Origin of the sequence: Kitasatospora sp. NPDC052896 (genome assembly GCF_044547075.1) — a bacterium.
GTDB lineage: Bacteria > Actinomycetota > Actinomycetes > Streptomycetales > Streptomycetaceae > Kitasatospora.
On the sequence record NZ_JBITZU010000002.1, the window covers coordinates 191,822 to 216,026 of the forward strand.

21 protein-coding genes and 1 riboswitch are annotated in these 24,205 nt (G+C 74.0%); of the genes, 10 read left to right on the top strand and 11 right to left on the bottom strand.

Going from position 1 to position 24,205, the window contains the following annotated elements; translation table 11 throughout:
- The first annotated feature begins 354 nt into the window (after positions 1-354).
- Complete coding sequence (locus ACIGXM_RS07010; protein ID WP_396557688.1) at positions 355-2,043, top strand: ricin-type beta-trefoil lectin domain protein; 1,689 nt, start codon at positions 355-357, stop codon at positions 2,041-2,043.
- Positions 2,044-2,300: 257 nt separating this feature from the next.
- Here the strand turns inward: ACIGXM_RS07010 and ACIGXM_RS07015 are convergent, their stop codons facing one another.
- On the bottom strand, positions 2,301-3,062 hold the full coding sequence (locus tag ACIGXM_RS07015) for a TetR/AcrR family transcriptional regulator (RefSeq protein WP_396557689.1): 762 nt from the start codon (positions 3,060-3,062) through the stop codon (positions 2,301-2,303).
- Between the two features lie 357 nt (positions 3,063-3,419).
- On the opposite strand from ACIGXM_RS07015, the gene ACIGXM_RS07020 reads away from it, so the two are divergent.
- Positions 3,420-3,824: a nitroreductase family deazaflavin-dependent oxidoreductase gene (locus tag ACIGXM_RS07020; RefSeq protein WP_396558343.1), complete on the top strand. Its 405-nt coding sequence runs from the start codon at positions 3,420-3,422 to the stop codon at positions 3,822-3,824.
- 144 nt (positions 3,825-3,968) lie between these two features.
- Positions 3,969-4,481 carry a GNAT family N-acetyltransferase gene (locus tag ACIGXM_RS07025; RefSeq protein WP_396557691.1) on the top strand — a complete coding sequence of 171 codons (513 nt, stop codon included), beginning with the start codon at positions 3,969-3,971 and terminating at the stop codon, positions 4,479-4,481.
- A 13-nt stretch (positions 4,482-4,494) separates the two neighbouring features.
- On the opposite strand, the gene ACIGXM_RS07030 is transcribed toward ACIGXM_RS07025, so the two are convergent.
- On the bottom strand, positions 4,495-5,304 hold the full coding sequence (locus tag ACIGXM_RS07030) for a hypothetical protein (RefSeq protein ID WP_396557693.1): 810 nt from the start codon (positions 5,302-5,304) through the stop codon (positions 4,495-4,497).
- Positions 5,305-5,492: 188 nt separating this feature from the next.
- Positions 5,493-5,634, top strand: a riboswitch (cobalamin riboswitch).
- Between the two features lie 192 nt (positions 5,635-5,826).
- Between ACIGXM_RS07030 and ACIGXM_RS07035 the strand changes: the two genes are divergently transcribed.
- Together ACIGXM_RS07035 and ACIGXM_RS07040 are read left to right on the top strand one after the other, a co-directional pair.
- The gene (locus tag ACIGXM_RS07035) at positions 5,827-8,220 is read left to right on the top strand and encodes a ribonucleoside-diphosphate reductase subunit alpha (RefSeq protein WP_396558345.1); all 2,394 of its coding nucleotides are present in this window, start codon (positions 5,827-5,829) and stop codon (positions 8,218-8,220) included.
- A 62-nt stretch (positions 8,221-8,282) separates the two neighbouring features.
- The gene (locus tag ACIGXM_RS07040; protein ID WP_396558347.1) at positions 8,283-9,239 is read left to right on the top strand and encodes a ribonucleotide-diphosphate reductase subunit beta; all 957 of its coding nucleotides are present in this window, start codon (positions 8,283-8,285) and stop codon (positions 9,237-9,239) included.
- Positions 9,240-9,326: 87 nt separating this feature from the next.
- On the opposite strand, the gene ACIGXM_RS07045 is transcribed toward ACIGXM_RS07040, so the two are convergent.
- From ACIGXM_RS07045 to ACIGXM_RS07085, 9 genes are all read right to left on the bottom strand, one after another.
- Positions 9,327-11,315 carry a glycoside hydrolase domain-containing protein gene (locus ACIGXM_RS07045; protein WP_396557695.1) on the bottom strand — a complete coding sequence of 663 codons (1,989 nt, stop codon included), beginning with the start codon at positions 11,313-11,315 and terminating at the stop codon, positions 9,327-9,329.
- 159 nt (positions 11,316-11,474) lie between these two features.
- Complete coding sequence (gene def, locus ACIGXM_RS07050) at positions 11,475-12,122, bottom strand: peptide deformylase (RefSeq protein WP_396557697.1); 648 nt, start codon at positions 12,120-12,122, stop codon at positions 11,475-11,477.
- A 79-nt stretch (positions 12,123-12,201) separates the two neighbouring features.
- Positions 12,202-13,191 (bottom strand): tetratricopeptide repeat protein, encoded by a 990-nt coding sequence (locus ACIGXM_RS07055; RefSeq protein WP_396557699.1) that lies wholly within the window; start codon positions 13,189-13,191, stop codon positions 12,202-12,204.
- 230 nt (positions 13,192-13,421) lie between these two features.
- Positions 13,422-14,909 carry an HD-GYP domain-containing protein gene (locus ACIGXM_RS07060; protein WP_396557701.1) on the bottom strand — a complete coding sequence of 496 codons (1,488 nt, stop codon included), beginning with the start codon at positions 14,907-14,909 and terminating at the stop codon, positions 13,422-13,424.
- Positions 14,910-14,920: 11 nt separating this feature from the next.
- Complete coding sequence (locus tag ACIGXM_RS07065) at positions 14,921-16,267, bottom strand: HD-GYP domain-containing protein (protein WP_396557703.1); 1,347 nt, start codon at positions 16,265-16,267, stop codon at positions 14,921-14,923.
- 412 nt (positions 16,268-16,679) lie between these two features.
- Entirely contained in the window at positions 16,680-17,060 is a 381-nt protein-coding gene (rsrA, locus tag ACIGXM_RS07070) for a mycothiol system anti-sigma-R factor (protein WP_396557705.1), read from the bottom strand.
- Positions 17,057-17,806, bottom strand: a complete 750-nt coding sequence (locus tag ACIGXM_RS07075; protein WP_396558349.1) for a sigma-70 family RNA polymerase sigma factor — start codon at positions 17,804-17,806, stop codon at positions 17,057-17,059. Before ACIGXM_RS07075 ends, rsrA begins: the two co-directional genes overlap by 4 nt.
- A gap of 281 nt (positions 17,807-18,087) precedes the next feature.
- Entirely contained in the window at positions 18,088-18,753 is a 666-nt protein-coding gene (locus tag ACIGXM_RS07080) for an alpha/beta family hydrolase (protein WP_396557707.1), read from the bottom strand.
- Positions 18,753-19,520 (bottom strand): SOS response-associated peptidase, encoded by a 768-nt coding sequence (locus ACIGXM_RS07085; RefSeq protein WP_396557709.1) that lies wholly within the window; start codon positions 19,518-19,520, stop codon positions 18,753-18,755. The genes ACIGXM_RS07080 and ACIGXM_RS07085 overlap by 1 nt, the downstream gene beginning before the upstream one ends.
- Positions 19,521-19,641: 121 nt before the next feature.
- On the opposite strand from ACIGXM_RS07085, the gene ACIGXM_RS07090 reads away from it, so the two are divergent.
- From ACIGXM_RS07090 to hisN, 5 genes are all read left to right on the top strand, one after another.
- Entirely contained in the window at positions 19,642-20,352 is a 711-nt protein-coding gene (locus tag ACIGXM_RS07090; RefSeq protein ID WP_396557711.1) for a M50 family metallopeptidase, read from the top strand.
- A gap of 63 nt (positions 20,353-20,415) precedes the next feature.
- Positions 20,416-21,750 (top strand): 3-phosphoshikimate 1-carboxyvinyltransferase, encoded by a 1,335-nt coding sequence (aroA, locus tag ACIGXM_RS07095; protein ID WP_396557712.1) that lies wholly within the window; start codon positions 20,416-20,418, stop codon positions 21,748-21,750.
- A gap of 17 nt (positions 21,751-21,767) precedes the next feature.
- Positions 21,768-22,823 (top strand): ribosome small subunit-dependent GTPase A, encoded by a 1,056-nt coding sequence (rsgA, locus tag ACIGXM_RS07100; protein WP_396557713.1) that lies wholly within the window; start codon positions 21,768-21,770, stop codon positions 22,821-22,823.
- 71 nt (positions 22,824-22,894) lie between these two features.
- Positions 22,895-23,218 (top strand): DMT family transporter, encoded by a 324-nt coding sequence (locus tag ACIGXM_RS07105; RefSeq protein ID WP_396557715.1) that lies wholly within the window; start codon positions 22,895-22,897, stop codon positions 23,216-23,218.
- A gap of 128 nt (positions 23,219-23,346) precedes the next feature.
- Entirely contained in the window at positions 23,347-24,144 is a 798-nt protein-coding gene (gene hisN, locus ACIGXM_RS07110; protein ID WP_396557717.1) for a histidinol-phosphatase, read from the top strand.
- The last annotated feature ends 61 nt before the right edge of the window (positions 24,145-24,205 follow it).

Here is a 24,205-nt window from a genome sequence, read left to right on the forward strand (position 1 = left end):
GCCACCCCCCGCTGGGGGGTTGCGGCGGGCGCGGGGGGGGGGCGGGGGGTGCCCCCCCCCCGCGGCCCGGGGGGGGGGGGCGGGGCGGGCGCCCCCCCCCCCCCGCCCCGCCCCCCGGGCCCCGCGTTCCGTGTTGCGGCGGGCGCTGGGTTGCGGCAAGCACTGCGTTGGGGCACGCGCTGTGTTGGGACACGCACCGCGTGGCGGCGGACCTGATTGCTTGATTCTGCGCGTTGTACCCACAGTCTTGACATGAACGTGCAGCACGGGTGCACTGGTTGCGCACCAGACCGCTCGGAACAGACCCCCGTCCGACTTCCCCGGCGCCCCCACGGCCGCCCGGAAGGAGCCCTCGTGCCACCGGTCCGCAGCGCACTCCGCCGTCTGCTCACGGCAGCCACCCTGCTAGCCCTCCCCCTGACCGCCACCCCGGTGGCCGCCGCCACCCCGGTCGCTGCCGCCCGTTCGGACCAGCTCGCCGCCACACCACCGATGGGCTGGAACGACTGGGCCCACTACCAGTGCGGCATCACCGAACAGACCATCACCTCCAACGCCGACGCGCTGGTCTCCTCCGGCCTCGCCGCCAAGGGCTACGACACCGTCACGGTGGACGACTGCTGGATGGCCGCCAACCGGGACAGCGCCGGCAACCTGGTCGCCGACCCGGTCAAATTCCCGCACGGCATGGCCTGGTTGGGGGCCTACCTGCACAGCCGCGGCCTGAAGTTCGGCATCTACGAGGACGCCGGCTCGGCCACCTGCGGGGGCTACCCCGGCAGCGGCCAGCCCCAGGGCGGCGGCGCGGACCACTTCGCCCAGGACGCCGCGACCTTCGCCTCCTGGGGCGTCGACTACCTCAAGCTGGACGGCTGCAACGTCTGGAACGCCCCCGACCAGACCCAGGAGCAGGCCTACCACCAGGCGTACGACGCCGAGTCCGCGGCGCTTCGGGCGAGCGGTCGCGACATCGTCTTCTCCGAGTCCGCGCCCGCCTACTTCCAGAACGGCGAGTGGGGCAACCCGAGTTGGTTCTCGGTCCTGGGGTGGGTCGGCCAGGACGGCCAACTCTGGCGCGAGGGCTGGGACATCGCCACCTACGACGCCAACAACCCGACCGCCTCACGGTGGAGTTCGGTGCTCTCCAACTACGGCTACAACCGCTGGATCGGCCGCTACGCCAAGCCCGGCAACTGGAACGACCCGGACTTCCTGATCGCCGGCGACAGCGGGCTGACCGACGACGAGTCACGCAGCCAGGTCGCCCTCTGGTCGATGATGGCCGCGCCGCTGATCCTCTCCTCGGACGTCGCCCAGCTCTCGCCGGCCGCCGTCGCCGCGATCGGCAACCCCGACCTGGTGGCGATCGACCAGGACAGCGCCGGCCGGCAGGCCGCCGTGGTCTCCACCGACGGGACGACCGACGTGCTGGCCCGCCCGCTGGCGAACGGCGACCGCGCGGTGGCCGTGCTCAACCGGTCGTCGTCCGCCCGCTCGGTCAGCACCACGCTCGCCTCGGTGGGTCTGCCCGGGTGCGCGGTGACCGCCAAGAACCTCTGGACGGGGGCGAGTTCGACCACCTCATCGACCCTCACCGCGACCGTGCCGGCGCACGGCACGGCGATCTGGCGGCTGAGCCCGCGGGGTTGCGCCCCGGCCGTGCCGACCGGCCAGCTCACCGGGAACGGCGCGAAGTGCGTGGACGACTCCAACAGCGGTACCACGGAGGGGAATCCGGTGATCCTCTACACCTGCACCGGCAACCCGAACCAGCGGTGGACCATGCCCACCGACGGAACGATCCGCACGTTGGGCAAGTGCCTCGCGGAGTCCGGGAGTTCGGCGGGCTCATGGGTGACGCTCAGCAGCTGTGACGGCGGCGCCGACCAGCAGTGGGCGGCGCGACCGGACGGGACGGTGGTGAACTCCGCCTCCGGCCTGTGCCTGGACGGCTACGGCGGCAGCACCGCCGACGGCACCCGACTGGACGCCTGGACCTGCGGCGACCACCAGGCGAACCAGGCCTGGTCCCTCCCGGCCTGAGCCGGCCCTCGCCCGCCCCCTGTCCGCCCCCTGTCCGCCGGCCGCGGCGCGCCCCACCGCCCGCGGCCGGCTCTCCGCTTCGCCGCACTCGCCCGTGCTTCGCCCGCACTCGCCCGCACTCGCCCGTGCATCGCCCGTGCATCGCCCGGGAAAGTCGCGCTCTGTCGCGAGAAGTCGGCCCAGCCGACGCCAAGCGCGAGGATCCGCGCTCACCACTCCCGCCAGTCCCACCCACACGCGGCCGCCGCCCCGCCCCCTCAGCCCACGGGGGTCTCCGGCAGGCCGATGAGGTCCGCCATCTCCTCCACCGCCTGCGCGAAGAACTCGTCCGCCGGGTCCACCGAGCCGGCCAGGCGCCCGAAGAGTTCGAAGCTGATCATCCCGAACAGCTGCGTCCAGGCGATCACCGCCCGGACCAGCACGGCCTGCGACAGCTCCGGAGCGTGCCGGGCCGCCAGCTCGGTCAGCTGCGTGGCGAGCACCGGCGAGGCCGGGCGGCCGGGGGCACCGTCCAGGTGACCGGCGGCACCGCGGATCACGTCGACCAGCGCGAGCGGGACCCGGGTCGCCAGGGCGACGGTCTCCTCCGGCGCGTGGTAGCCGGGCACCGGGGTGCCGTAGATCAGCGCGTACTCGTGCGGGTGTTCGACGGCCCAGTCGCGCACCGCGCCACAGAGCGCCCGCCAGCGCTCCCGTGCGCCCTGAGCACGCTCCGCACGGGTGGGGCCGGCGCCGGCCGTCGATCCCCCTCGGGCGGCGCCGGCCGACCCACCTGCCAGCGCCCGCTCGACGACCTCGGCCAGGTCGGTGTAGGCATCGACGATCAGGGCGGTCAGCAGGTCGTCACGGCTCGGGTAGTAGCGGTAGAGCGCCGAGGACACCATCCCCAGCTCACGCGCGACCGCGCGCAGCGAGAGCTGCTGCGCCCCCGCCACGGCGACCTGGCGCCGCGCCTCTCGCTTGATCTCCTGGGTGAGTTCCTCGCGAGCCCGCTCCCGGGCGGTCCGAATCACTGCCATGCGTGACAGCCTGCCACATTTCGGAGCACTGCACGCGACTTAGATCAGTAGTCACAATTCAGATCATCAGTCCGTAACAGGAGCGGCGCTCTTGCAGGAGATCGCCGACCACAAACGAGAGCACTGCTCTTGACTCGGTCGGCCGCCACTGGAAGAGTCCAGCGCACCGAAACGAGAGCACTGCTCTCGAAAGAGTGCACCGCTCCGCACCACTGCACCACCGCCACGCCCCGCCCCGCCCCACCTCGCCTCGCCCCGCCCCGCGTCGCACACCAAGGAGCCCCCGTGGCATCGACCGACGGCTCACCGACCGACGGCCCGCGCTACCTCGACCCCTCCGGCAGCCGCGCCGCCGCGATCGGCAACCGTCTGGTCGCCGGCCTCGCCGGGCTGGGCCTCAGTCTCCGGGGCTCCCAGGTGCTGGCAGTGCGCGGGCGCAAGAGCGGACATTGGCGCACCACCCCCGTCAACCCGCTCAGCCACCACGGCGAGCGCTACCTGGTCGCCCCGCGCGGCCACACCCAGTGGGTTCGCAACCTGCGCGCCGCCGGCACCGGCGAGCTACGCCTGGGCCGCCGGAGCGAGGCGTTCCGCGCCACCGAGCTGGCGGACGACGAGAAGCCGGAGGTGCTGCGCGCCTACCTCGAGCGGTGGCAGCCCCAGGTCGGCGGCTACTTCGAGGGGGTGGACGCCGACGCCCCCGAGGCCGAACTGCGGCGGATCGCCCCGGGGTTTCCGGTGTTCCGGATCAGCCGGAGCTGAGCCGGCCCCGAGCACCGGCGCACCCACCGCCCCGTCGCCGCCCACCCCCGTCGCCGCCCACCGCGCCACCGCGCCACCCGCCGCCGGCCGGCCGAGGGGGAACCCTCCGGCCGGCTCCGACCTGCGCCTTGGCAGACTGACCTGATGGACATCGTCATCCGCGCCGCCCTCGAAGCCGACCTCGAACAGGCCGGCGAGGTCACCGTCGAAGCGTTCGTCGGTGACGGCCACACCCAACCGGACGGGTCGTACGTGGAACTGCTGCGGGATGCCCGCCGGCGGTCCGCCGAGGCCGAGCTGTACGTGGCCGTCGATCCCGCCGATCTCTCGCGCGGGGCGGCCGGGCGCGTCCTCGGTTGCGTGACCTTCGCGGTCGGCGGCAACCCGTGGGCCGACATCGCCACCTCCGAGGAGGGCGAGATCCGGATGCTGGCCGCCGCCGCGGCCTCGCGCGGCCGCGGGGTCGGCGAGGCCCTGGTGCGGGCCTGCGTCACCCGCAGCCGCGAACTCGGCCTGGCCGGCATGGCGTTCTCCACCCGCCCGGCGATGACCGCCGCCCACCGGATCTACGAGCGGGTCGGTTTCCGGCGCACTCCGGAGCGCGACTGGTGCGTCCGCCCGGGGGTCGACCTGTTGGTCTACAGCCTCGCCTTCTGACCGGCGCGCCCGGTCAGCCCGCCGCCGCCGCGCGTTGCAGCAGGCGGGTCCGCAGGTACGCGTCGAAGGCCGGCGCGGCGGCCGTGGCGGTGGCGTCCTGCGCCGCGCCGCCCGGCTTCACCGTGCCCTCGACCGTGAGATAGCCGTACCGGCCCAGCGTGCCGTGCGTGCCGGCACAGCCCGGACCGGTGCAGAACGACACCGCGCCCGGCGCGGCCAGGCCCTGGAGCTGCCCCTGGAAGCCGGCGAACGCGGCGTCGGCCTGGCTCCGGTGGTCGAAGACGGCGACTCCCAGGGTCACCACGCTGTCCCCCGTGGCGTAGCTGGCCCTGATCACCTGACGGCAGTCCTGGGCCGCGAGCAGGTTGCCCAGCCCACCGGTGGTGGCCTTCCAGCACGGCTCGGTGGCCACCTCGGCGGCCCGGGTCCAGGTGGCGCCGGCCACCGTGACGGTCGGCTCGGGGAACAGGCCGGCGGCGGAGAGCGGCGCGGTGTCGGTGGCGGCGTCCCAGAGCGGGGTTGTCGGGTCCGCCGACGCCGTCGAAGCCCCCGCGGCCACCACGGCCGCCGCCCGAGGCGCGGTCGGGGACCTCGCGAGCAGCACCGCCGCCCCGGCCCCGCCCAGCACCACGAGCACGCCCAGCACCCCCAGCAGCACCCGCAGCCGGCCCCGGCGACGAGCCTCGGCCGCCGAGCGGTCGGCCAGCGCGGTCCAGTACTCCACCGGAGCGGTGGCCACGACGGGCGGCGCGCCCGGCAGCACGCCGGGTGGCTCTCCCGGGTACCCGAAGCCCGCTCCCGAATCCCCCGCCCCTTCACTCACGGGCGACGATCCTATGACACCCCGGGAGCTGACACGCCGGGATCCCCGCCGACGCCCCCTCAGCCCGCCCGCACCGGGCCGTCCACCCGGCCCGGTAATCGATCCGTGTCCGAAGCGGTGGCTCACCAACCCGCCTCCGTCACCAGTCCGCCACGCCACGCCACACTACATGTGGGTGTTACATCCATCAGCCACCACTACATGTATGCTCGCTCTCGCTGTCGACGCAGGGGAACCCGGTGTGAGTCCGGGACTGCCCCGCAGCGGTGAGCGGGCGCCCCCACGAGGCGCCGGCGAGTCCGAGTACCTGCCGACGGTGTGCCACACGGCTTCCCCGCAGAGGCCTTGAAGCACGTCCAGCTTGTGTCCGGGCCTCGCGGGTGGGCCGGGGATGCCGCCGCAGCGCGCCGCCGGGTACGGGTGGCCGCGCCGAGCTCCCCTGCCCTGCCCCGGTCCGGTTCGTCCCACCGTCCGTCGCCGTCGCCAGGAGAGAGCGCCTTGACCACCGCTGCCTCAGCCACCCTGCCCGCCCAGGGAACCAGCACCGACCCCCTCGACCGGTCGGAGCCCGGCGCCGCGCTCCTCCGGACGCTGACGGACCGGAGCAGCGACCTCCCCCAGGTGGACCCCGGCCACGTCGCCGCCGCCGCACTGCGCGGCCGGCACGCCGGCTCCGACTTCGCGGAGCTGCGCGGGCTGGCCGTGGAGGCCGCCGCGTCGATGATCGCCGAGGACCCGCAGTACTCGAAGCTGGCCGCCCGACTGCTCGCCGAGGAGATCGCCGACGAGGCCGTCAGCCAGGGCGCGATCTCGTTCGCCGCCTCGATCGCCGTCGGCCACACCGAGGGCCTGATCGGCGACACCACCGCCGACTTCGTGGCCCGGCACGCCGCCGCGCTCGACGCGCTGATCGACCGCCGGGGCGACGACCGCTTCGAGTACTTCGGCCTGCGCACCGTGCAGTCCCGCTACCTGCTGCGCCACCCGATCACCCGCAAGGTGATCGAGACCCCGCAGCAGTTCATGCTCCGGGTCGCCTGCGGCCTGGCCGTCGGCGACAGCGCCGAGTCGGTCACCGAGGTGGCCGAGCTGTACCGGCTGATGAGCACGCTCTCCTACCTGCCGTCCTCGCCGACCCTGTTCAACTCCGGCACCCGGCACCCGCAGATGTCCTCCTGCTACCTGCTGGACTCGCCGCTGGACAACCTGGACTCGATCTACTCGCGTTACGCGCAGATCGCCCGGCTGTCCAAGCACGCCGGCGGCATCGGCCTGTCCTACTCCCGGATCCGCTCGCGCGGTTCGCTGATCCGCGGCACCAACGGCAAGTCCAACGGCATCGTCCCGTTCCTGCGCACCCTGGACTCCTCGGTCGCCGCGGTGAACCAGGGCGGCCGGCGCAAGGGCGCGGCCTGCGTCTACCTGGAGACCTGGCACGCCGACATCGAGGAGTTCCTCGAGCTGCGCGACAACACCGGCGAGGAGGCGCGCCGCACGCACAACCTCAACCTGGCGCACTGGATCCCGGACGAGTTCATGCGCCGGGTGAACGCCAACGCCGACTGGTCGCTCTTCTCCCCCGCCGACGTCCCCGAGCTGGTCGACCTGTGGGGCGAGGAGTTCGACGAGGCGTACCGGAAGGCCGAGGCCGCCGGCAAGGCGGTCCGCACCATCCCGGCTCAGACCCTGTACGCCCGGATGATGCGCACCCTCGCGCAGACCGGCAACGGCTGGATGACCTTCAAGGACGCGGCCAACCGCGCCGCCAACCAGACCGCGCTGCCCGGCCGGACGGTGCACTCCTCCAACCTCTGCACCGAGATCCTGGAGGTCACCGACGACTCGGAGACCGCGGTCTGCAACCTGGGTTCGGTCAACCTGGGTGCCCACGTGGCCGCCGGCGCCACCGCCGGTGACCTGCTGAACGCGATGGACTGGGACCGGCTGGACGCCACCGTGCGCACCGCGGTCACCTTCCTGGACCGGGTCATCGACATCAACTTCTACCCGACCACCGAGGCCGGTACCTCCAACTCCCGTTGGCGGCCGGTCGGTCTGGGCGTGATGGGCCTGCAGGACGTCTTCTTCCAGCTGCGGATCGACTTCGACTCGGCCGAGGCGAAGGAGCTCTCCACGCTGATCTCCGAGCGGATCATGCTGACCGCCTACGAGCGCTCCAGCGAGCTGGCCGAGCAGTTCGGGCAGCACCCCGCGTACGCCGAAACCCGGGCCGCCCGGGGCCAGTTGCACCTGGACCACTTCGCCGGCGCCACCCCGCGCTGGGCCGAGCGCTGGGCCGCCCTGCGGGCCCGGATCGCCACCACCGGCCTGCGCAACGCGCTGCTGCTGGCGATCGCCCCGACCGCGACCATCGCCTCCATCGCGGGCGTCTACGAGTGCATCGAGCCGCAGGTCTCCAACCTGTTCAAGCGGGAGACCCTGTCCGGCGAGTTCCTCCAGGTGAACCCTTACCTGGTACGGGAGTTGAAGGACCTCGGGGTCTGGGACCAGCAGACCCGGGACGCCCTGCGGGACGCCAACGGTTCGGTGCAGGAGCTCAACTGGCTGCCCGCCGAGGTCCGTTCGCGCTACCGGACGGCCTGGGAGCTGCCCCAGCGCGCGCTGATCGACCTGGCCGCCGCCCGCCAGCCGTACCTGGACCAGAGCCAGTCGCTCAACCTCTTCATGGCCGCGCCCACCATCGGCAAGCTCAGCTCGATGTACGCGTACGCCTGGAAGGTCGGTCTGAAGACCACCTACTACCTGCGGTCGCGGCCGGCCACCCGGATCGCGCAGGCCGCCACCGGCGCCGCGCGCCCCGCCGTCGTGATCCCCTCCCCCACCCTCACCCCGGAGCAGGAGGCCGCCATCGCCTGCTCCCTGGAGAACCCCGAGTCCTGCGAGGCCTGCCAGTGAGTACCACCCCCAACCGCCCGAAAAACCTGCTGGACCCGGGCTTCGAGCTGACCCTGCGCCCGATGCGCTACCCGTCGTTCTACGACCGCTACCGGGACGCCATCAAGAACACCTGGACCGTCGAGGAGGTGGACCTGCACTCCGACGTCGCCGACCTCGCCAAGCTGAGCGAGGGCGAGCGGCACCTGATCGGCCGGCTGGTCGCCTTCTTCGCCACCGGTGACTCGATCGTCGCCAACAACGTGGTGCTGAGCCTCTACAAGCACATCAACTCGCCCGAGGCCCGGCTCTACCTCTCCCGACAGCTGTTCGAGGAGGCGGTGCACGTCCAGTTCTACCTGACCCTGCTGGACACCTACCTGCCCGACCCGGACGACCGCGCGGCGGCCTTTGCGGCGGTGGAGAACATCCCCTCCATCCACCAGAAGGCGCAGTTCTGCTTCAAGTACATGAACGCGGTCGACCACATCGACTCGTTGCAGAGCAAGGAGGAGCGCCGTGCCTTCCTGCTCAACCTGATCTGCTTCGCCGCCTGCGTCGAGGGCCTGTTCTTCTACGGCGCCTTCGCGTACGTCTACTGGTTCCGCAGCCGCGGCCTGCTGCACGGCCTGGCCACCGGCACCAACTGGGTGTTCCGCGACGAGTCCATGCACATGGACTTCGCCTTCTCGGTGGTCGACACCGTGCGCGAGGAGGAGCCCGACCTCTTCGACGACGAGATGGCCAAGCAGGTCACCGAGATGCTGGAGGAGGCCGTCGAGGCCGAGCTGCAGTTCGCCCAGGACCTGTGCGGCGAGGGCCTGCCCGGCATGAACACCGAGTCCATGCGCCAGTACCTGGAGGCCGTCGCCGACCAGCGGCTGGCCCGCCTCGGCCTGCCGATCCGCTACGGCTCCAGCAACCCGTTCGGGTTCATGGAGCTGCAGAACGTCCAGGAGCTGACCAACTTCTTCGAGCGCCGGGTCTCCGCGTACCAGGTCGCCGTGGAGGGTTCGGTCTCCTTCGACGACGACTTCTGAGCAGGACGTCCCGGGAGGACCTCCGAACCGGCGGCAACGGCCGCCGTCCCCGAGCGGGTTCGCTCGGGGACGGCGGCCGTCCGGTGTTCAGCGCGCGGTGAGGTAGGTGTCGCTCTCCCAGAGCGCGCCACCGTTGCTCGGCCCGCCGCCCGCGCGGTAGACCACCAGGTTGCCGTCGTCCTGCATCACCGCGTAGGCCCCCGGGTGGCCCCAGGTGCCGCTCGCCCAGAGCGCGCCGCCGTTGTTCGGGCCGCCGCCCGCCTGGTAGACCACGAAGTTGCCGTCGCCCTGCTGGATCGCGTAGGCGCCGGGGTTCTCCTCGGTGTCGCTGGCCCACAGCACCGCGCCGTCCCGCCTGCGGTACATCACCAGGTTGCCGTCCGCCTGCATCATCAGCCGGGTCAGCGCGCCCTCGGTCCACTCGCCCGGGCCGAGCACCGTGCCGCCGGGCAGGACGGGCCAGACCTGGTACGTCCCCGAGTCCCACAGCGCGCCGCCACGGGTCGGACCGCCGCCGGGCGCGTAGACCACGAAGTTGCCGTCCGCCTGCACGGTGGCAAAGGAGCCGGGCCGGTAGGTGGCGCTGCTCCAGATCGGCGTGCCGTCGGGCCGGTAGACCACCAGGTTGCCGTCCCACTGCATCAACACGTGGGCGCCCGGGTTGCCCTGGGTGCCGGTGCTCCACATGGCCGGATCCGCCGCCGAGTCGCCGACCGCCGCGTAGGCGACCAGGTTGCCGTCGGCCTGCATGGTCACCGTCATCGTCGAACTGGAGACGCTCTGCCCGGCGTCCAGCCGCTGGCCGGGGGCCAGGTTGTTCGCGCCGGCGGGCGAGCCGACGTCCAGCGCGTCGCCGTCGATGTTCAGCCGGCTGCCGCCCCAGGTCTCGCTCACCCCGCCGGAGTACTGGTGGACCCGGCGGTCGTTCGGCCAGTAGCCCGGTCCGGGCAGGCCCATGGCGGCGGACGAGGTGGTCTGGTCGGCGTTCCAGGCCGCCGACCAGACCACGTCCGGCCGCGGGTAGCCGCTGTTGTCGTACTGCCCGGCGAGATCCCTGATCCCGCTGCCGGCGCTGGAGTAGACGCCCGCGCGGTAGCCCGCGGCGTGCAGCCCGTTGGTCCAGCCGGCCAGGTAGGCGAGCACCCGGGTGCTGTAGCCGGCCGGGCTGTAGGCCTCCAGGTCGGTGTAGAGCACCGAGCCCGGGCGGAAGCCCAGCCCGGCGGCCTTGTTGGCCGCGTCGGCGGCGGCGGCACCGCCCTGCTGGCCGGCGGCGGTCGGGTCGGCGTCGATCAGCACCGAGCCGATGGTGGCCTGCGGGCCGACGTAGACCGGCAGGAAGGTCCAGCCCTGGGCGGCCCGCGCGCCCACCCAGTCGGCGGTCAGGTTCGGTTGGGCACAGGCCCGCGAGGGGCCGCCGATGTAGATGCCGACCGAGCGGTACGGCGAGTGCCCGAGCCAGGCGGACATCGTCGTGGCGGACGGCGCGGCGCAGGTGTCGAACCCCTTGCCGATGGCGTCGGTGCCCGGCACGGCCGTGCTGCCCGGGGCCTGCGGCACGGCGGCGGGACGCGGCGGGCGCACCGGGGCGGCCTCGGTCAGCCGCGCGCCGGCCAGGATCCGGTTGACCCGCCGCGGGTCGGTTCCGTAACTGGCCGTCACCTGGAGGCCGGTGCCGCGCAGCTCGGCCCGCAGTTCGTGGTCCGCCGCCCCGGCCGCCAGCACCGGCGCGGGCAGTTCCCGGCCCGGCTCGACCACCGGCGCGGCCTCGCGCCCGGAGACCGACGCCGGGACCGGTTCGATCAGCAGGTTGTCGCCCCGGCCGGCCGGCAGGTGCGCCGGGCAGTCCTGCTCGGCGCCCGGGGTACCCAGGTAGACGGTGTGCCGGTCGAGCCGGACGCAGCTGTCCGGCTCCCGGCCCAGGTCGACCACCCGCCAGTCGGCCGGCACCCGCAACTGGTAACCCTGGTACTCCACCAGCCGGGTGGCGCCGTCGGCCCGGGCCCCGGCCGCGCCGGTGGAAAGCGAGGCCGCCGCCACGATGGTGGCGGCGGCGATACCGGTCAGTCGTCTCCGCACGGCACGTCCCCCTGGGGATACGATCGGTGACTAGCCATCAACGGATCGTATGCAGGGTTCTTACGCCCTCCGGGGTACGCCACTCCGCGCCGTCCCCCGAATGCGCCGACGCGGCCGCCCCGCCGAGCGGGATGACCGCGGATTCCAGCCGACGACGTGTCAGTCGTTCGGGACCGTGGCGTACTTCGCGGTGCCCTCGGCCATCTGCCGCAGCGCGTCCTTGCGGTCGCGCTTGGAGAGCCGGTCGATGTAGAGGTAGCCGTGCAGGTGGTCGGTCTCGTGCTGCAGGCAGCGGGCGAAGAAGCCGGTGCCCTCGACCCGGATCGGGTTGCCGTCCTTGTCCTGGCCGGTGACCGCGGCGTAGTTGGGACGGGGCAGCTCGGCGTAGGCGGTCGGCACCGAGAGGCAGCCCTCGTTGCCGTCGTCCAGCAGCCGCCGCTCGGCCGGCAGTTCCTCCAGCACCGGGTTGATCACGTGGCCGATGTGCCGGACGTTGTCGTCGTCCGGGCAGTCGTAGACGAACACCTTGGCGTCCACGCCGATCTGGTTGGCCGCCAGGCCGACGCCCTCGGCCGCGTACATCGAGACGAACATGTCGTCGATCAGCGCGGACAGGTCGGCGTCGAAGACGGTGACCTCCTTGCACTCGCGGTGCAGCACCGGGTTGCCCACCACCGTGATCGGGCGCGCGGTGCCCTTGGAGAGGTCCGGCTCCTCACCGATCACCGTGACCGGGGCCTCGGCGTGCTCGTGGTCGTGCTCGTCGTGCTCGTGCTCGTCGTGCTCGTGCTCGTGCTGGTCCGCCATCGCTGCTTCCGCTTTCTGGATCTCTCCGAATGACAGCCCTAGCGTACGGCCCCGCGAGCCGGGCTGGTCCTTACCGGTCCTAACAGACCTCTTCGACGTCGCGATAGGCCCGGGTGGTGGGCGAGGCCGCCACCCAGCGGTCCAGCAGCAGCCGGACCAGGCCGGCCGGGGCCGCGATGCCGCACTCCCGCTCGGTCAGCCAACCGGCGCCGTCGCTGCCCTGACTGAGGTGGCTGAGGTGGCCGGGGTGCGCCGCGTCACCGTCGTCGTGCGGGTCGTGGTGCACGGTCCGGCCGTCGTCGGTCACCATCCGGCTCTCCGAGCAGGCCCGGCAGAGCAGCCGGACCGAGGAGGTCCAGTCCTCCGCCGCGTAGCCGGCGTCGGCCACCAGCCGCTCCAACGCGTCCCGGTCGGCCTCGGTGGCGGCCTGCAGCAGCACCACGTAGGTCGGCACCGGCGAGGGCGCCCACAGCTCGATCTCGTCGAAGACCGGGTACGCGGCACCGTCCGCCACCCGCTCGCCGTGCGGCGCGCCGTCGTGCAGCACCACCTCGCCCCAGCGGCGGCCGGAGGAGGGCAGCGGGATGGAGAGCACCTCGACCCGGGCCGGGTCCAGCCGGCGGCCCCAGACCACTTCGGACTCGCCCTCCGGGGAGAGCCGCACCGGGGTGGTGCCGAGGTCGAGGCGGACCGGCTCGTCCGGCGCCGCGCTCGGGGCGGCCGGCAGCCGCAGGCCGTACGCCTGCCAGGCCCGGCGGGCCAGCGGCCAGTCCTGCAGGGCGGTCGCGGTGATCCCGAGGTTCCACCAGTCCGGGGCGCCGTGGTCGCGGTCCAGCAGCGCGACGGCCCGCAGGCCGGCTGCCCTGGCCTGCTCCCAGTCGCGCCGGAACTTGTGCAACAGGGCCAGGTTGAACCAGGAGTCGGAGAGCCAGGGCTCCAGGTCGGCCGCCATCACGAGCAGCGCACCGGCGTCCTCGTACCGCCCGTTGTCGATCAGCGTGAAGGCCCGGTCGGTCGTCTGCCGCCAGGTGGCGGACGGCCGGTGCCGTGCCCGGTGGAAGATCTTCACGTTGCCCTGCCGCCTGTCCGCTCGGTCCTGCTGAATCCTGCTCGGGGCCGGGCCGCACCTGGCTCGTCCTGCCAGGCCGGCCGACCCGCGTCCCGCACGGGTTTCCGCCACCCGATCCGCCGCGCCGGCCGAGCGGCCGAGGCCTGGGGCCAGGGGCCCCGGATCGGGTGTTCCACGCTATGACCGCATCCAACCACGGCAGCGGCAGGGTGCGCTTCCCGCACGGTGGTTCAACCGCTCTCCAGGCGGGCCACTCCGCACGGACCGGCCTCCGCCGCGGCGGAGGGCAGCGGTCCGAGCCCGACCAGCGCCTCCACCACCCGGGCGTCGTAGGCCCGGCCGCTCTGCTCACGCAGCGTGGCCAGCACGGGGGCCCGACCGGCCGGGCCCAGCAGGTCGTCGTGCGCGTTGGCCACCCGGATGATCCGGGCCGCCAGCGGCAGGCTCCGGTCGACCCGGCCGTCCGGGCCGTAGAGCGGGTCCGCCAACCGCGCGACCTGCGCGGCCACCTGCGCGGGCACCCCGGTGCGGCGGATCACCTCGCTGCCGAGCCGGGCGATCCGCTGCTGCTCGACGTCCGGCAGGGCGGCGGTGGCGCCGTCCGGGACCGGCTCGACCAGCGAGAGCTGGCCGATGTCGTGCATCAGCGCCGCGTACTCCAGCAGACCGAGTTCGTCGGCGCTCATTCCCAGCTCGCGGCCGAGCGCGCACGCCGTGTCCGCCACCCGGCGCGCGTGGCCGGGCACGGTGTACCCCGCCACGTCGGTGGCCCGGGCCAGCGTGGCGATGGTCTGGCCGTAGGTGGCCCGGATCGCCGCCGCCCGCCGGAACGAGGCCAGCGCCAGCAACAGCGGGGTGCAGAACGCCGGCAGCGCCCAGAGCCCGACCTCGCCGGCCGCCAGGCTGACCAGCATCCCGGTGGCGGCGATCGCCGACCCGATGCCGGGCAGCGCCCGCAGCTCCTCCTCCAGCGCGGCACCGAACCGCTGACCGGTCCGGGCCCGCTGCTGCCCGGCCGCGAACACGGCGTCGCAGAGCGCCGCCAGCGCGGCCACCACGGTCAGCAGCACGCCGTAGCCGGGCCCGGAGAGCGGGACCCGGTCCAGCGCTCCGGTGTGGTAGAGCGGCTGGAACAGCGCCGCGGCGAAGCCGACCGAACAGAGCCGGCGGGCCGCCTCGTCCCGCCGGGCCGCCGAGCGCGACAGTCGCCGCAGGGTGCCGAAGGCCCGGCGGTGGAGCGCTGCCCGGCGCGGCCGGCGGTGCTGGCGGGCGGGCGGCGCGGTGTGCCGCGGCGGCGGCACCCGCGGCGGCGACTCCTCGGCCCGGCCCGAGCCCAGCAGCACGCACCGCAGCAGCCAGCCGACCGTCAGCCCGGCCCCCGCCACCGCCACCACCTGCAACGCGCCGTGGCTGGTCGGCAGCCCGCGCAGCGGCCCCAGCAGCGCGTACGCGAGGGCGGCCGCGGCGCCCAGCGGGGCCTGCTCCCGGCCGCCGGGCCGGCCGACCCGGACCGCCTCGCCGACCGCGATCAGCCCGACGAAGGCCACCGCCACCCGAGGCTGGGCGAGCCCGTGCACCAGCACCGAGCCGACCGCCCCGGCCGCCAGCAGCAGCGCCGCCGCCTGCAGCAGGGCCGCCCCGGCGCCCCGGCCAACGCCCGCGCCGGGCGCCAGCCGGCGCGGCACCGGCGGACCGTACCCGGCCGGACGAACCGCCACCCGCCGCACGGTCACCGCGACCCGCCGGCAGCCGACCGGGTGACCGGCTCGGGCACCCCGAGCGGGATGTCCGGCACCTCGGGCGGCTGCTCGCCGTCCATCGGCGGCGCCGGCTGCCAGCCGTGTCGCTGCACGGCGGTCACCAACGCCTGCACCATCACCGGGTCGAACTGGGTGCCCTCACAGCGCCGCAACTCGGTGACGGCCTCCGGGACCGGCCGGCCGCGACGGTAGGACCGGGTGGAGGTCATCGAGTCGAAGGCGTCGGCGACCGCGATGATCCGGGCGAACTCCGGGATCCGCGCCCCGGCCAGCCCGTGCGGGTAGCCGCGGCCGTCCATCCGCTCGTGGTGGTGCAGGATGCCGCCGTGCGCCTCGCCCAGGAAGTCGATCCCGCGCACCAGCTCGTGCCCGTACTCGGGGTGCACCTCCACCGCCCGGCGCTCCGCCTCGGTCAGTGGACCGTTTCTGCGCAGGAGCTCGGTGGCCACACCGAGCTTGCCCACGTCGTGCAGGGTTCCGGCGAAGTGCAGGGTGCGCAGCCGCTCACCGGTGATGCCGAGCTGACCGGCCATCAGCACGGCCGCCCGGCCCACCCGTTCGCTGTGGCCGCGGGTGTAGGCGTCCTTGATCTCCACCGCCTGCACCAACGCCTCGACGGTGGCCTGGTGCGCCACCCGCTCGCGGTGCCCCTGGGCGAAGACCCAGGCCGAGACGGAGAGCGGCAGCAGCGCCAGCACCGCCGCGAAGGCACCGTACGGGCCCTGCCACAGCACCGCCATCATCAGGCCGCCGAGCGCGTGCGCGACGGCCGGCAGGCCGAGGCCGGTGAGCGCGCCGGGGACCAGCTCGACCGGCGGCCGGCGCTCCGCGAGCCACCGGATCCCGGCCACCAGCACGCTGCTGACCAGGCAGAACGTCAGCACGGCGGCGAGCGGCGGGAGCAGCGCGACCGGGTATCGAGCGCCCAGCAACAGCCGTGGCCCGTCCAGCAGGTGGAACAGCGCCGACGCCACCCAGGCGGCCAGCGCGAACTGCGCGGCGTTCCACAGCCGGCGCAGCACCCGCGGCGCGGCGGCCGCGCCGGTCAGCGCGGACGGCAGGGCGACCAGCGCGGCGGCGGCCGGCGGCAGCATCAGCACCCCGGTGAAGAGCACCGGCAGGAAGGCGTTGGCCGACGGCCGGGCCGGCTCCCGGCACTCCACGGGCTCCGCACCGAGCGCCGGGCGGCCCGCCAGCCGTGGCCCGAGCACGCGCAGCCGGCGGAAGAGCCGCAGGCAGGGCGTGGGCAGCCCCTGCGCGACCGACTCCCAGCAGGCGTGCAGGAGGGCCAGCAGTCCGACCTTGGGCCAGTCCACCGGCCGGCCGAGCCAGCCGGGCAGCCCGGTGGCGGGGAGCAGGGGCAGCAGCGCGCACCCGGCCGCGCCGAGGACCAGCAGCAGGTAGACCAGCGCCGCCCTCGGCAGCCGCGCCGGTACGTCGTCAGGGAGCGCCCCGCCCCCGCGTTCGACAGCGATCTCAGCCTCCCCATCTCAAGGATCTCAGGCCTGCGGCGGCCGGGTTGAATACCCGTCAGGAGGATAGGGCTCGGCTCGCGCCCGGGGACCCGCCATCGCACATTGCCCGGACCTGAGCGGCACATACTCACCCGATCGGGTGAGATCAGCGGGCTGACGTGAAGATCACTGGCCGCCGGCGGGCCGGCCGCAGACGCGTCGGAGCCCCGGAGCGTCAGGTGCTCCGGGGCTCTCGACGGTCGCGTCCGGGGGGCTACTCCGCCGGGGTGGCCGCCACCTGGCCGGCGGGCTGCAACCCGCCCTCGTCGTGGCCGGACGGCTCGCCGTGGGCGGGCGCCTCGGGATCGACCGAGACCTCGACCCGTGACTCGCCACGCTGCCCGGCGCGAATGCTGTCGATCCGGGCGAGCACCTTGCTGCGCAGGTCGGACGGGGTGTCATCGCACCCGCAGGAGCGCTTGATCAGCGCCTTGATGGCCTGTTCCAGACCGTACTTCTCCAGGCAGGGCGAGCACTCCTCGAAGTGCTGCCGCAGCTTGGCGCAGTCCCCCTCGGCCATCTCGTTGTCGAGGAACTCGTAGAGGTGGTCCAGCACCTCCCCGCAGTCCGTGTCGTGCGGACCTCCGCAGCTCATGAGCCCGTGCCTTTCGCCTCGCGCCCAGCCCCGCTGCCGGCCGGGACCAGGCCGCGCTCGCGCGCGTAGTCCTCCAGCATGCCCCGCAACTGGCGGCGGCCTCGGTGCAGCCGGGACATCACCGTACCGATGGGAGTGCCCATGATGTCGGCGATCTCCTTGTATGCAAAGCCCTCGACGTCCGCCAGGTAGACCGCGATGCGGAACTCCTCGGGGATCGCCTGCAGGGCGTCCTTCACGTCGCTGTCCGGCAGGTGGTCGAGCGCCTGGGTCTCGGCCGAGCGCAGGCCGGTCGACATGTGCGACTCGGCCCTGGCCAGCTGCCAGTCCTCGATCTCCTCGGCGGCGGTGCGCTGCGGCTCCCGCTGCTTCTTCCGGTACGAGTTGATGAAGGTGTTGGTCAGGATGCGGTACAGCCAGGCCTTGAGGTTCGTCCCCTCGCGGAACTGGTGGAACGAGGCGTAGGCCTTGGCGAACGCCTCCTGCAACAGGTCCTCGGCGTCGGCCGGGTTGCGGGTCATCCGCAGCGCGGCCGAGTACATCGGGTCGAGGTAGCCCAGTGCGTCGCGCTCGAAGCGCTCCCGCCGGGCCGTCTCGCTCTCGTCGGAGGACACCCGGAAGGTGTCCTCGCCGATCGCCTCGGCCAGCTCCTCACCGGTCAACGGCGAGGCACCCGACTCGTCCGTCGGGTCGTGCCCGGCCAGGCCCGCGTTCGGCTCGTCCTCGGTCGCGACGACCGGACCCACCTCCTCGGCATCACGGGCACGGCTCACGGCGAGCTGGCCCGGAACGGAGGATATCGGGCTCACGGACTTCTCGCCCGCGACCAGCCACTCCGACCACGGGATGAAGGCGCTCCGCGCGCTCTGCTCCTCGGGCCGCTCATGGCACGCGATCGAACCCATGTGGCTGCCTTTCCGCTGGGGCGTTCCTGACGAAGGGGTTAACCGAGCCGGTGGCGCGGACATTCCCACCCGCGCGACCGTCCGCTCGCGGCCGTGCGCCCAGCGCAGCACGGCCCCCGCGGTCAGCGCGGCACGATCCGGGCCAGCCAGTCCGCCACCGCCTCGACCACCAGGGCCAGCGCCTCGGGCCGGCCCAGCGGGGCGGTCTTCGGCAGCGCGAGGCCGTGGTCGCCGTACGGCACCGGGAACAGCTGGTGGCCGGCCGGCAGCTCCGGGAACTCCGCGGGCCGCCCGAACGGATCCCGCTCGCCCTGCACCACCAGCGTCGGCCGGCCGCTGCCCAGCAGCTCCTCGGCCCGCGAGCGCTCCGGCCGGCCCGGCGGATGCAGCGGGAAGGCCAGCGCCAGCACGGCCACCGCGCCGCTGGCCGCGGCCGTCCGACAGGCAACCCGGGCCCCGGCGCTGCGCCCGCCGACCACCAGCGGCAGCCCCTCGGCGGCCAGCCGCTCGGCCACCGGCAGCCAGCCCGCGTCCAACGTGCCCGGCGCCGGCGCGACCTTCCTGCCGGCCACCCGCCAGGGCTGCTCGACCAACGCCACCGCGACGCCGTGCTCCGGCAGCGCGGCGGCCAGCGCGGCCAGGTCGGCGGCCTCGATCCCGCCGCCGGCGCCGTGCCCGAGGCCCAGCACGGCCCGCGCCGCGCCGGCCGGGCGGTGCCAGCTGATCCGGGCCTCCCCGGCCGGGGTGGCCACCAGCACGCCCGGGGCACCCGTCCTCGAGGCGTCCATCAGAACAGCGCCCCTTCCGCCTCGGCGGTCACCAGCCTGGTCAGCTCCGGGCCGTTGTTGCGGATGTTGCCCACCGCCGAGGAGACCGGGGTCAGCTCCAGCAGGCCCGGCTCCGGCGCGGTGAGCAGCCGGCGGGCCTCCTCGGACTCGTCGAGTGCGGGGTCCAGCCAGTCGTCGAAGGCCTCCGGCTGGAGGAAGAGCGGCATCCGCGGGTGCACCGGGGCGAGCAGCGGCTCGGCCTCGGTGGTGACGATGGTGCAGGTCACCAGCCAGGCGTCCGGATGCCCGGCGGGCACCCGGCGGTCCCGCCAGAACTCGTACAGCCCGGCCAGCGCCAGCGGCGCGCCGTCCACCCGGCTGACGAAGTACGGCTGCTTGCGCACCCTGCCCTGGCCGGGATCGCCCTGGCCGTGCCCGGTCACCGCCTGCCACTCGTAGTAGCCGTCCACCGGGAGCAGGCAACGGCGGGAGGCGAAGGCCTGCCGGTAGGCGGGCTTCTCGTGCACGGTGTCGGCCCGCGCGTTGATCATCTTCACCGCGGTCTCCGGCGACTTGGCCCAGGCCGGCACCAGTCCCCAGCGCAGCACCCGCAGCTGCCGCACCGGCGGCCCGCCGCCCTTGGGCAACCGCTCCAGCACGGCGGCCACCGGAGCGGTCGGCGCCACGTTCCAGCTCGGCGCGAGCGTCTCGGCCGGGTCCCACTGTCGGACGTCGAACAGTTCGACGATGTCCTCCGGCCCGGTGCTCGCCGCGAATCGACCACACATGCCGTCAGCCTGCCACGTCCCGGCCGCCCCGGGGCACGCGTCCGGGAACCGGGCCCTACCGCCTTGCCGTCCCTCCGTGGGAGGCTGCCCCCCAAACCTCCCGCACCACAGAGGAACGACCATGAACGGCGACAGCATCAGCGCGGTATGGCAGCGGGTCCTGGGCACCCAGCCCGACCCGCCCCGCTGGCTGGTGCTGGTCTGCGCCGGGGTCGCCCTGCTGGCGATCCTGCCGCACCCGACCTGGCGACTCAGCCGCACCGTGGTGACCATCGCGCACGAGGGCGGCCACGGCCTGACCGCGCTGCTCACCGGCCGCCGGCTGGCCGGCATCCGGCTGCACTCCGACACCTCCGGGCTGACCGTCTCCTCCGGCAGGCCGACCGGCCCGGGCATGATCCTCACCGCCGCGGCCGGCTACACCGCGCCGTCGCTGCTCGGCCTGGGCGGCGCGCTGCTGCTCGCCGGCGGGCACGTCACCGCGCTGCTGTGGATCTCGATCGCGCTGCTGGCGGCCCTGCTGGTGATGGTCCGGAACGCCTTCGGGCTGCTCGCGGTGGTGCTCACCGGCGCCGCCTTCTTCGCCGTCTCCTGGTACGGCGGCAACCAGCTGCAGGCCGTCTTCGCCTACCTCGGCGTCTGGTTCCTGCTGCTGGCCGGGGTCCGCCCGGTGATCGAGCTGCAGCGCAAGCGCCGGCAGGGCGGCGCGCGCGACTCGGACGCCGACCAGCTGGCCCGGCTGACCGGGGTGAGCGCGCTGCTCTGGGTCGCGCTCTTCCTGGTGGTGGCGCTGGCGTGTCTGCTGGTGGGCGGCAGCCGGCTGCTGGCCTGAGCGGCACGTCCGGCCCGTGGAACACCAACGGGCGGCTCACGGGCCGCCCCCTAGACTTGGCGCATGACCGAGACCCTGTGGCCCGCCCCCGTCGCGACCGCCGCCGTCGACGCGACGGTGACCATCCCCGGTTCCAAGTCCGTGACCAACCGCGCCCTGGTGCTGGCCGCCCTCGCCGCCGAGCCGGGCTGGGTGCGCCGCCCGCTGCGCAGCCGGGACAGCCAGCTGATGGCGGACGGCCTGCGCGCGCTCGGCGTGGGTATCGAGGAGCAGGTCAACAACACCAGCGGTGGCAGCGGCGGCGGCGAGGCCTGGCGGATCATCCCGACCGGCCAGCTGCGCGGCCCGGCCCGGGTCGACGTGGGCAACGCGGGAACGGTCATGCGCTTCCTTCCGCCACTGGCCGTGCTGGCCGACGGCCCGGTGCACTTCGACGGCGACCCGCGCTGCTACGAGCGCCCGCAGCACGGCGTGATCGACTCGCTGCGCGCGCTCGGCGCCCGGATCGACGACGGCGGGCGCGGCGGCTTCCCGCTCACCGTGCACGGCTCCGGCGCGCTGGACGGCGGCACGGTCGAGCTGGACGCCTCGTCCTCCTCGCAGTTCGTCAGTGCGCTGCTGCTCTCCGGGGCCCGCTACAACCAGGGCGTCGAGATCCGCAACGTCGGCGGCCCGGTGCCCTCGCTGCCCCACATCCGGATGACGGTCGACATGCTGCGGCAGGCCGGCGCCCAGGTGGACGCGCCCGAGGACGGCGGTGAGAAGGACGTCTGGCGGGTCACCCCGGGCGCGCTGCTCGGCCGCGACCTGGTGGTCGAGCCGGACCTCTCCAACGCCGCGCCGTTCTTCGCCGCCGCGCTGGTCACCGGCGGCCGGGTCACCGTGCGCGACTGGCCCCGGCACACCACCCAGCCCGGCGACCAGCTGCGCGAGATCTACTCCCGAATGGGCGGCTCCTGCCGCTTCGTCGACGAGGGGTTGGAGTTCACCGGCACCGGCGCCGTCCACGGCATCGAGGCCGACCTGCACGACGTCGGCGAGCTGACCCCGGTGATCGCCGCGGTCGCCGCGCTGGCCGACTCCCCGTCGCACCTCTCCGGCATCGCCCACCTGCGGCTGCACGAGACCGACCGGCTGGCCGCGCTGGCCAAGGAGATCAACGCGCTGGGCGGCGACGTCACCGACACCGAGGACGGCCTGCTGATCCGCCCGCGCCCGCTGCACGGCGGCGTCTTCCACACCTACGAGGACCACCGGCTGGCCACCGCCGCCGCGGTGCTCGGCCTGGCCGTGCGCGGCGTCCAGGTGGAGAACGTGGCGACCACCGCCAAGACCCTGCCCGACTTCCCGCAGATGTGGGCCGACCTGCTGGACCCGCCGCCGGCGGCCACCACCTGAGGAGACGTACGAGCACCATGCGCCGCTATGGCAAGGACGCCGACGAGGACGACATCCGCAACCGCCCGGGTCGCCGGGGCTCCCGGCCGCGGACCCGGATCCGGCCGAAGCACGAGGACGCCGCGGAGGCGATGGTCCTCACCGTGGACCGGGGTCGGCTGACCTGCCTGGTGGACGCGGGCAGCAGGGACGAGCGCGAGGTGCTCGCCATGAAGGCCCGCGAGCTGGGCCGCAAGGGCGTGGTGGTCGGCGACACGGTCAGCCTGGTCGGCGACCTGTCGGGCGAGCCGGACACGCTGGCCCGGATCGTCCGGGTCGAGGAGCGCAGTTCGGTGCTGCGGCGCACCGCGGACGACGACGACCCGTACGAGCGGATCGTGGTCGCCAACGCCCAGCAGCTGGCCATCGTCACCGCGCTCGCCGACCCGGAGCCGCGGCCCCGGCTGATCGACCGCTGCCTGGTCGCGGCGTACGACGCGGGGATGGAACCGCTGCTGGTGCTCACCAAGTCCGACCTGGCGCCGGCCGAGCCGCTGCTGGAGTCGTACGCGCCGCTCGGCATCGCCTACGTGGTCACCCGGCGGGACGAGCTGGAGACCGCCGGCGCCGAGGCGGTCCGCGAGCACCTGCGGGGCCGCTCCACGGTCTTCATCGGCCACTCCGGGGTCGGCAAGACCACCCTGGTCAACGCGCTGGTCCCGGACCGGACGCGGACCACCGGGCAGGTCAACGCGGTGACCGGCCGCGGCCGGCACACCACCGTCTCGGCGCTGGCGCTGCGGCTGCCCCCGCCGCCGGGTGCCAAGCCCCGTTCGAAGAAGGCGCTGGACCCGGGCTGGGTGATCGACACCCCCGGCTTCCGCTCCTTCGGGCTCTCCCACATCGATCCGTCCCGGGTGATCCACGCCTTCCCGGACCTGGAGCCCGGCACGGTGGACTGCCCCCGCGCCTGCAGCCACGACGAGCCGGACTGCGCGCTGGACGCCTGGGTCGCGGACGGCAAGGCCGAGCCCGCCCGGCTCTACTCGCTGCGCCGGCTGCTCTCCACCCGGGAGGCCCGCGAGGGCGACTGAGGCTACTGAGGTGCCCCGACCGCGCCCTCTGGCGACCATGGGAGGGGCGGCCGATCACCCGAGGAGGAGACATGGCGTGGTTCATGGTGGTCCTCGCCGGCCTGCTGGAGACCGGGTTCGCGATCAACCTCAAGCTGAGCCACGGCTTCACCCGGCTCGTCCCCACCGTCGCCTTCGCCCTCTTCGCGCTGAGCAGCTTCGGCCTGCTCACCCTCTCCCTCAGGCAGCTCCCGGTCGGCAGCGCCTACGCGGTCTGGACCGGCATCGGCGCGGCCGGCACCGCGCTCTACGGCATGATCTGGCTGGACGAGTCCAGCTCGGTGCTCAAGCTGGTCTCCATCACCCTGGTCATCGCCGGCGTGATCGGCCTCCAGGTCAGCGGCTCCGGCCACTGATCCCGGGCGGTCGGCGGGGTGCGCCAGCATGGTGGCACACCCACCGCTCGCCCGACGGTTCCTGACCCCGCCGTCCGCCGAGCGAGCCGAACTGTCGGGAACGCGGGCGGCTCGCTACTGTTCCAGACATGGCCGACTACCACGACGATCTCCGACTCGCCCACGTCCTCGCCGACTCGGCCGACTCGGTCACCCTGGAACGCTTCCGGGCGCTGGACCTGAAGATCGAGACCAAACCCGACCTCACCCCGGTCAGCGACGCCGACAAGGCGGCCGAGGAGCTGGTGCGCAGCGTGCTGCAGCGGGCCCGGCCGCGGGACGCGGTGATGGGCGAGGAGTTCGGGCTGATCGGCTCGGGCCCGCGCCGCTGGGTGATCGACCCGATCGACGGCACCAAGAACTACATCCGCGGCGTCCCGGTCTGGGCGACCCTGATCGCGCTGCTGGAGGTGGACGAGGCGGGCGAGGAGCGGCCGGTGGTCGGCATCGTCTCGGCCCCGGCGCTGCACCGCCGCTGGTGGGCGGCCCAGGGGCTGGGCGCGTTCGCCGGCCGCAGCCTGGCCAAGGCGAGCCGGATCCAGGTCTCCTCGGTGTCCCGGATCGAGGACGCCTCGCTCTCCTACTCCTCGATCTCCGGCTGGGAGGACCGCGGCCGGCTCGACCCGTTCCTCGACCTCACCCGGGCCTGCTGGCGGACCCGCGCCTACGGGGACTTCTGGTCGTACATGATGCTCGCCGAGGGCGCGGTGGACATCGCGGCCGAGCCCGAGCTGAACCTGTGGGACATGGCCGCGCCGTGCATCGTGGTGCAGGAGGCGGGCGGGCGGTTCACCGGCCTGGACGGCATCGACGGGCCAGGCGGGGCGGACGCGGTGGCGTCCAACGGCCTGCTGCACGAGGAGGCGCTGCGCCGGCTCAGCTTCTGACGCCAACCGGCCTACACCGCAAGGGAGTTGGATGCGGGCCCCGGAGCCGGTGCGGTGGACC

What these genes read in the sequence shown, in the direction of transcription:
- ACIGXM_RS07015 (WP_396557689.1), bottom strand. Translation starts at nt 3,062, where the DNA reads ATGGCAGTGATTCGGACCGCCCGGGAGCGGGCTCGCGAGGAACTCACC.
- ACIGXM_RS07080 (WP_396557707.1), bottom strand. Translation starts at nt 18,753, where the DNA reads ATGGACGCCTCGAGGACGGGTGCCCCGGGCGTGCTGGTGGCCACCCCG.
- ACIGXM_RS07025 (WP_396557691.1), top strand. Translation starts at nt 3,969, where the DNA reads ATGGACATCGTCATCCGCGCCGCCCTCGAAGCCGACCTCGAACAGGCC.
- ACIGXM_RS07090 (WP_396557711.1), top strand. Translation starts at nt 19,642, where the DNA reads ATGAACGGCGACAGCATCAGCGCGGTATGGCAGCGGGTCCTGGGCACC.
- ACIGXM_RS07040 (WP_396558347.1), top strand. Translation starts at nt 8,283, where the DNA reads ATGCGCTACCCGTCGTTCTACGACCGCTACCGGGACGCCATCAAGAAC.
- ACIGXM_RS07105 (WP_396557715.1), top strand. Translation starts at nt 22,895, where the DNA reads ATGGCGTGGTTCATGGTGGTCCTCGCCGGCCTGCTGGAGACCGGGTTC.
- aroA (WP_396557712.1), top strand. Translation starts at nt 20,416, where the DNA reads ATGACCGAGACCCTGTGGCCCGCCCCCGTCGCGACCGCCGCCGTCGAC.
- hisN (WP_396557717.1), top strand. Translation starts at nt 23,347, where the DNA reads ATGGCCGACTACCACGACGATCTCCGACTCGCCCACGTCCTCGCCGAC.
- rsgA (WP_396557713.1), top strand. Translation starts at nt 21,768, where the DNA reads ATGCGCCGCTATGGCAAGGACGCCGACGAGGACGACATCCGCAACCGC.
- rsrA (WP_396557705.1), bottom strand. Translation starts at nt 17,060, where the DNA reads ATGAGCTGCGGAGGTCCGCACGACACGGACTGCGGGGAGGTGCTGGAC.
- def (WP_396557697.1), bottom strand. Translation starts at nt 12,122, where the DNA reads ATGGCGGACCAGCACGAGCACGAGCACGACGAGCACGAGCACGACGAG.
- ACIGXM_RS07085 (WP_396557709.1), bottom strand. Translation starts at nt 19,520, where the DNA reads ATGTGTGGTCGATTCGCGGCGAGCACCGGGCCGGAGGACATCGTCGAA.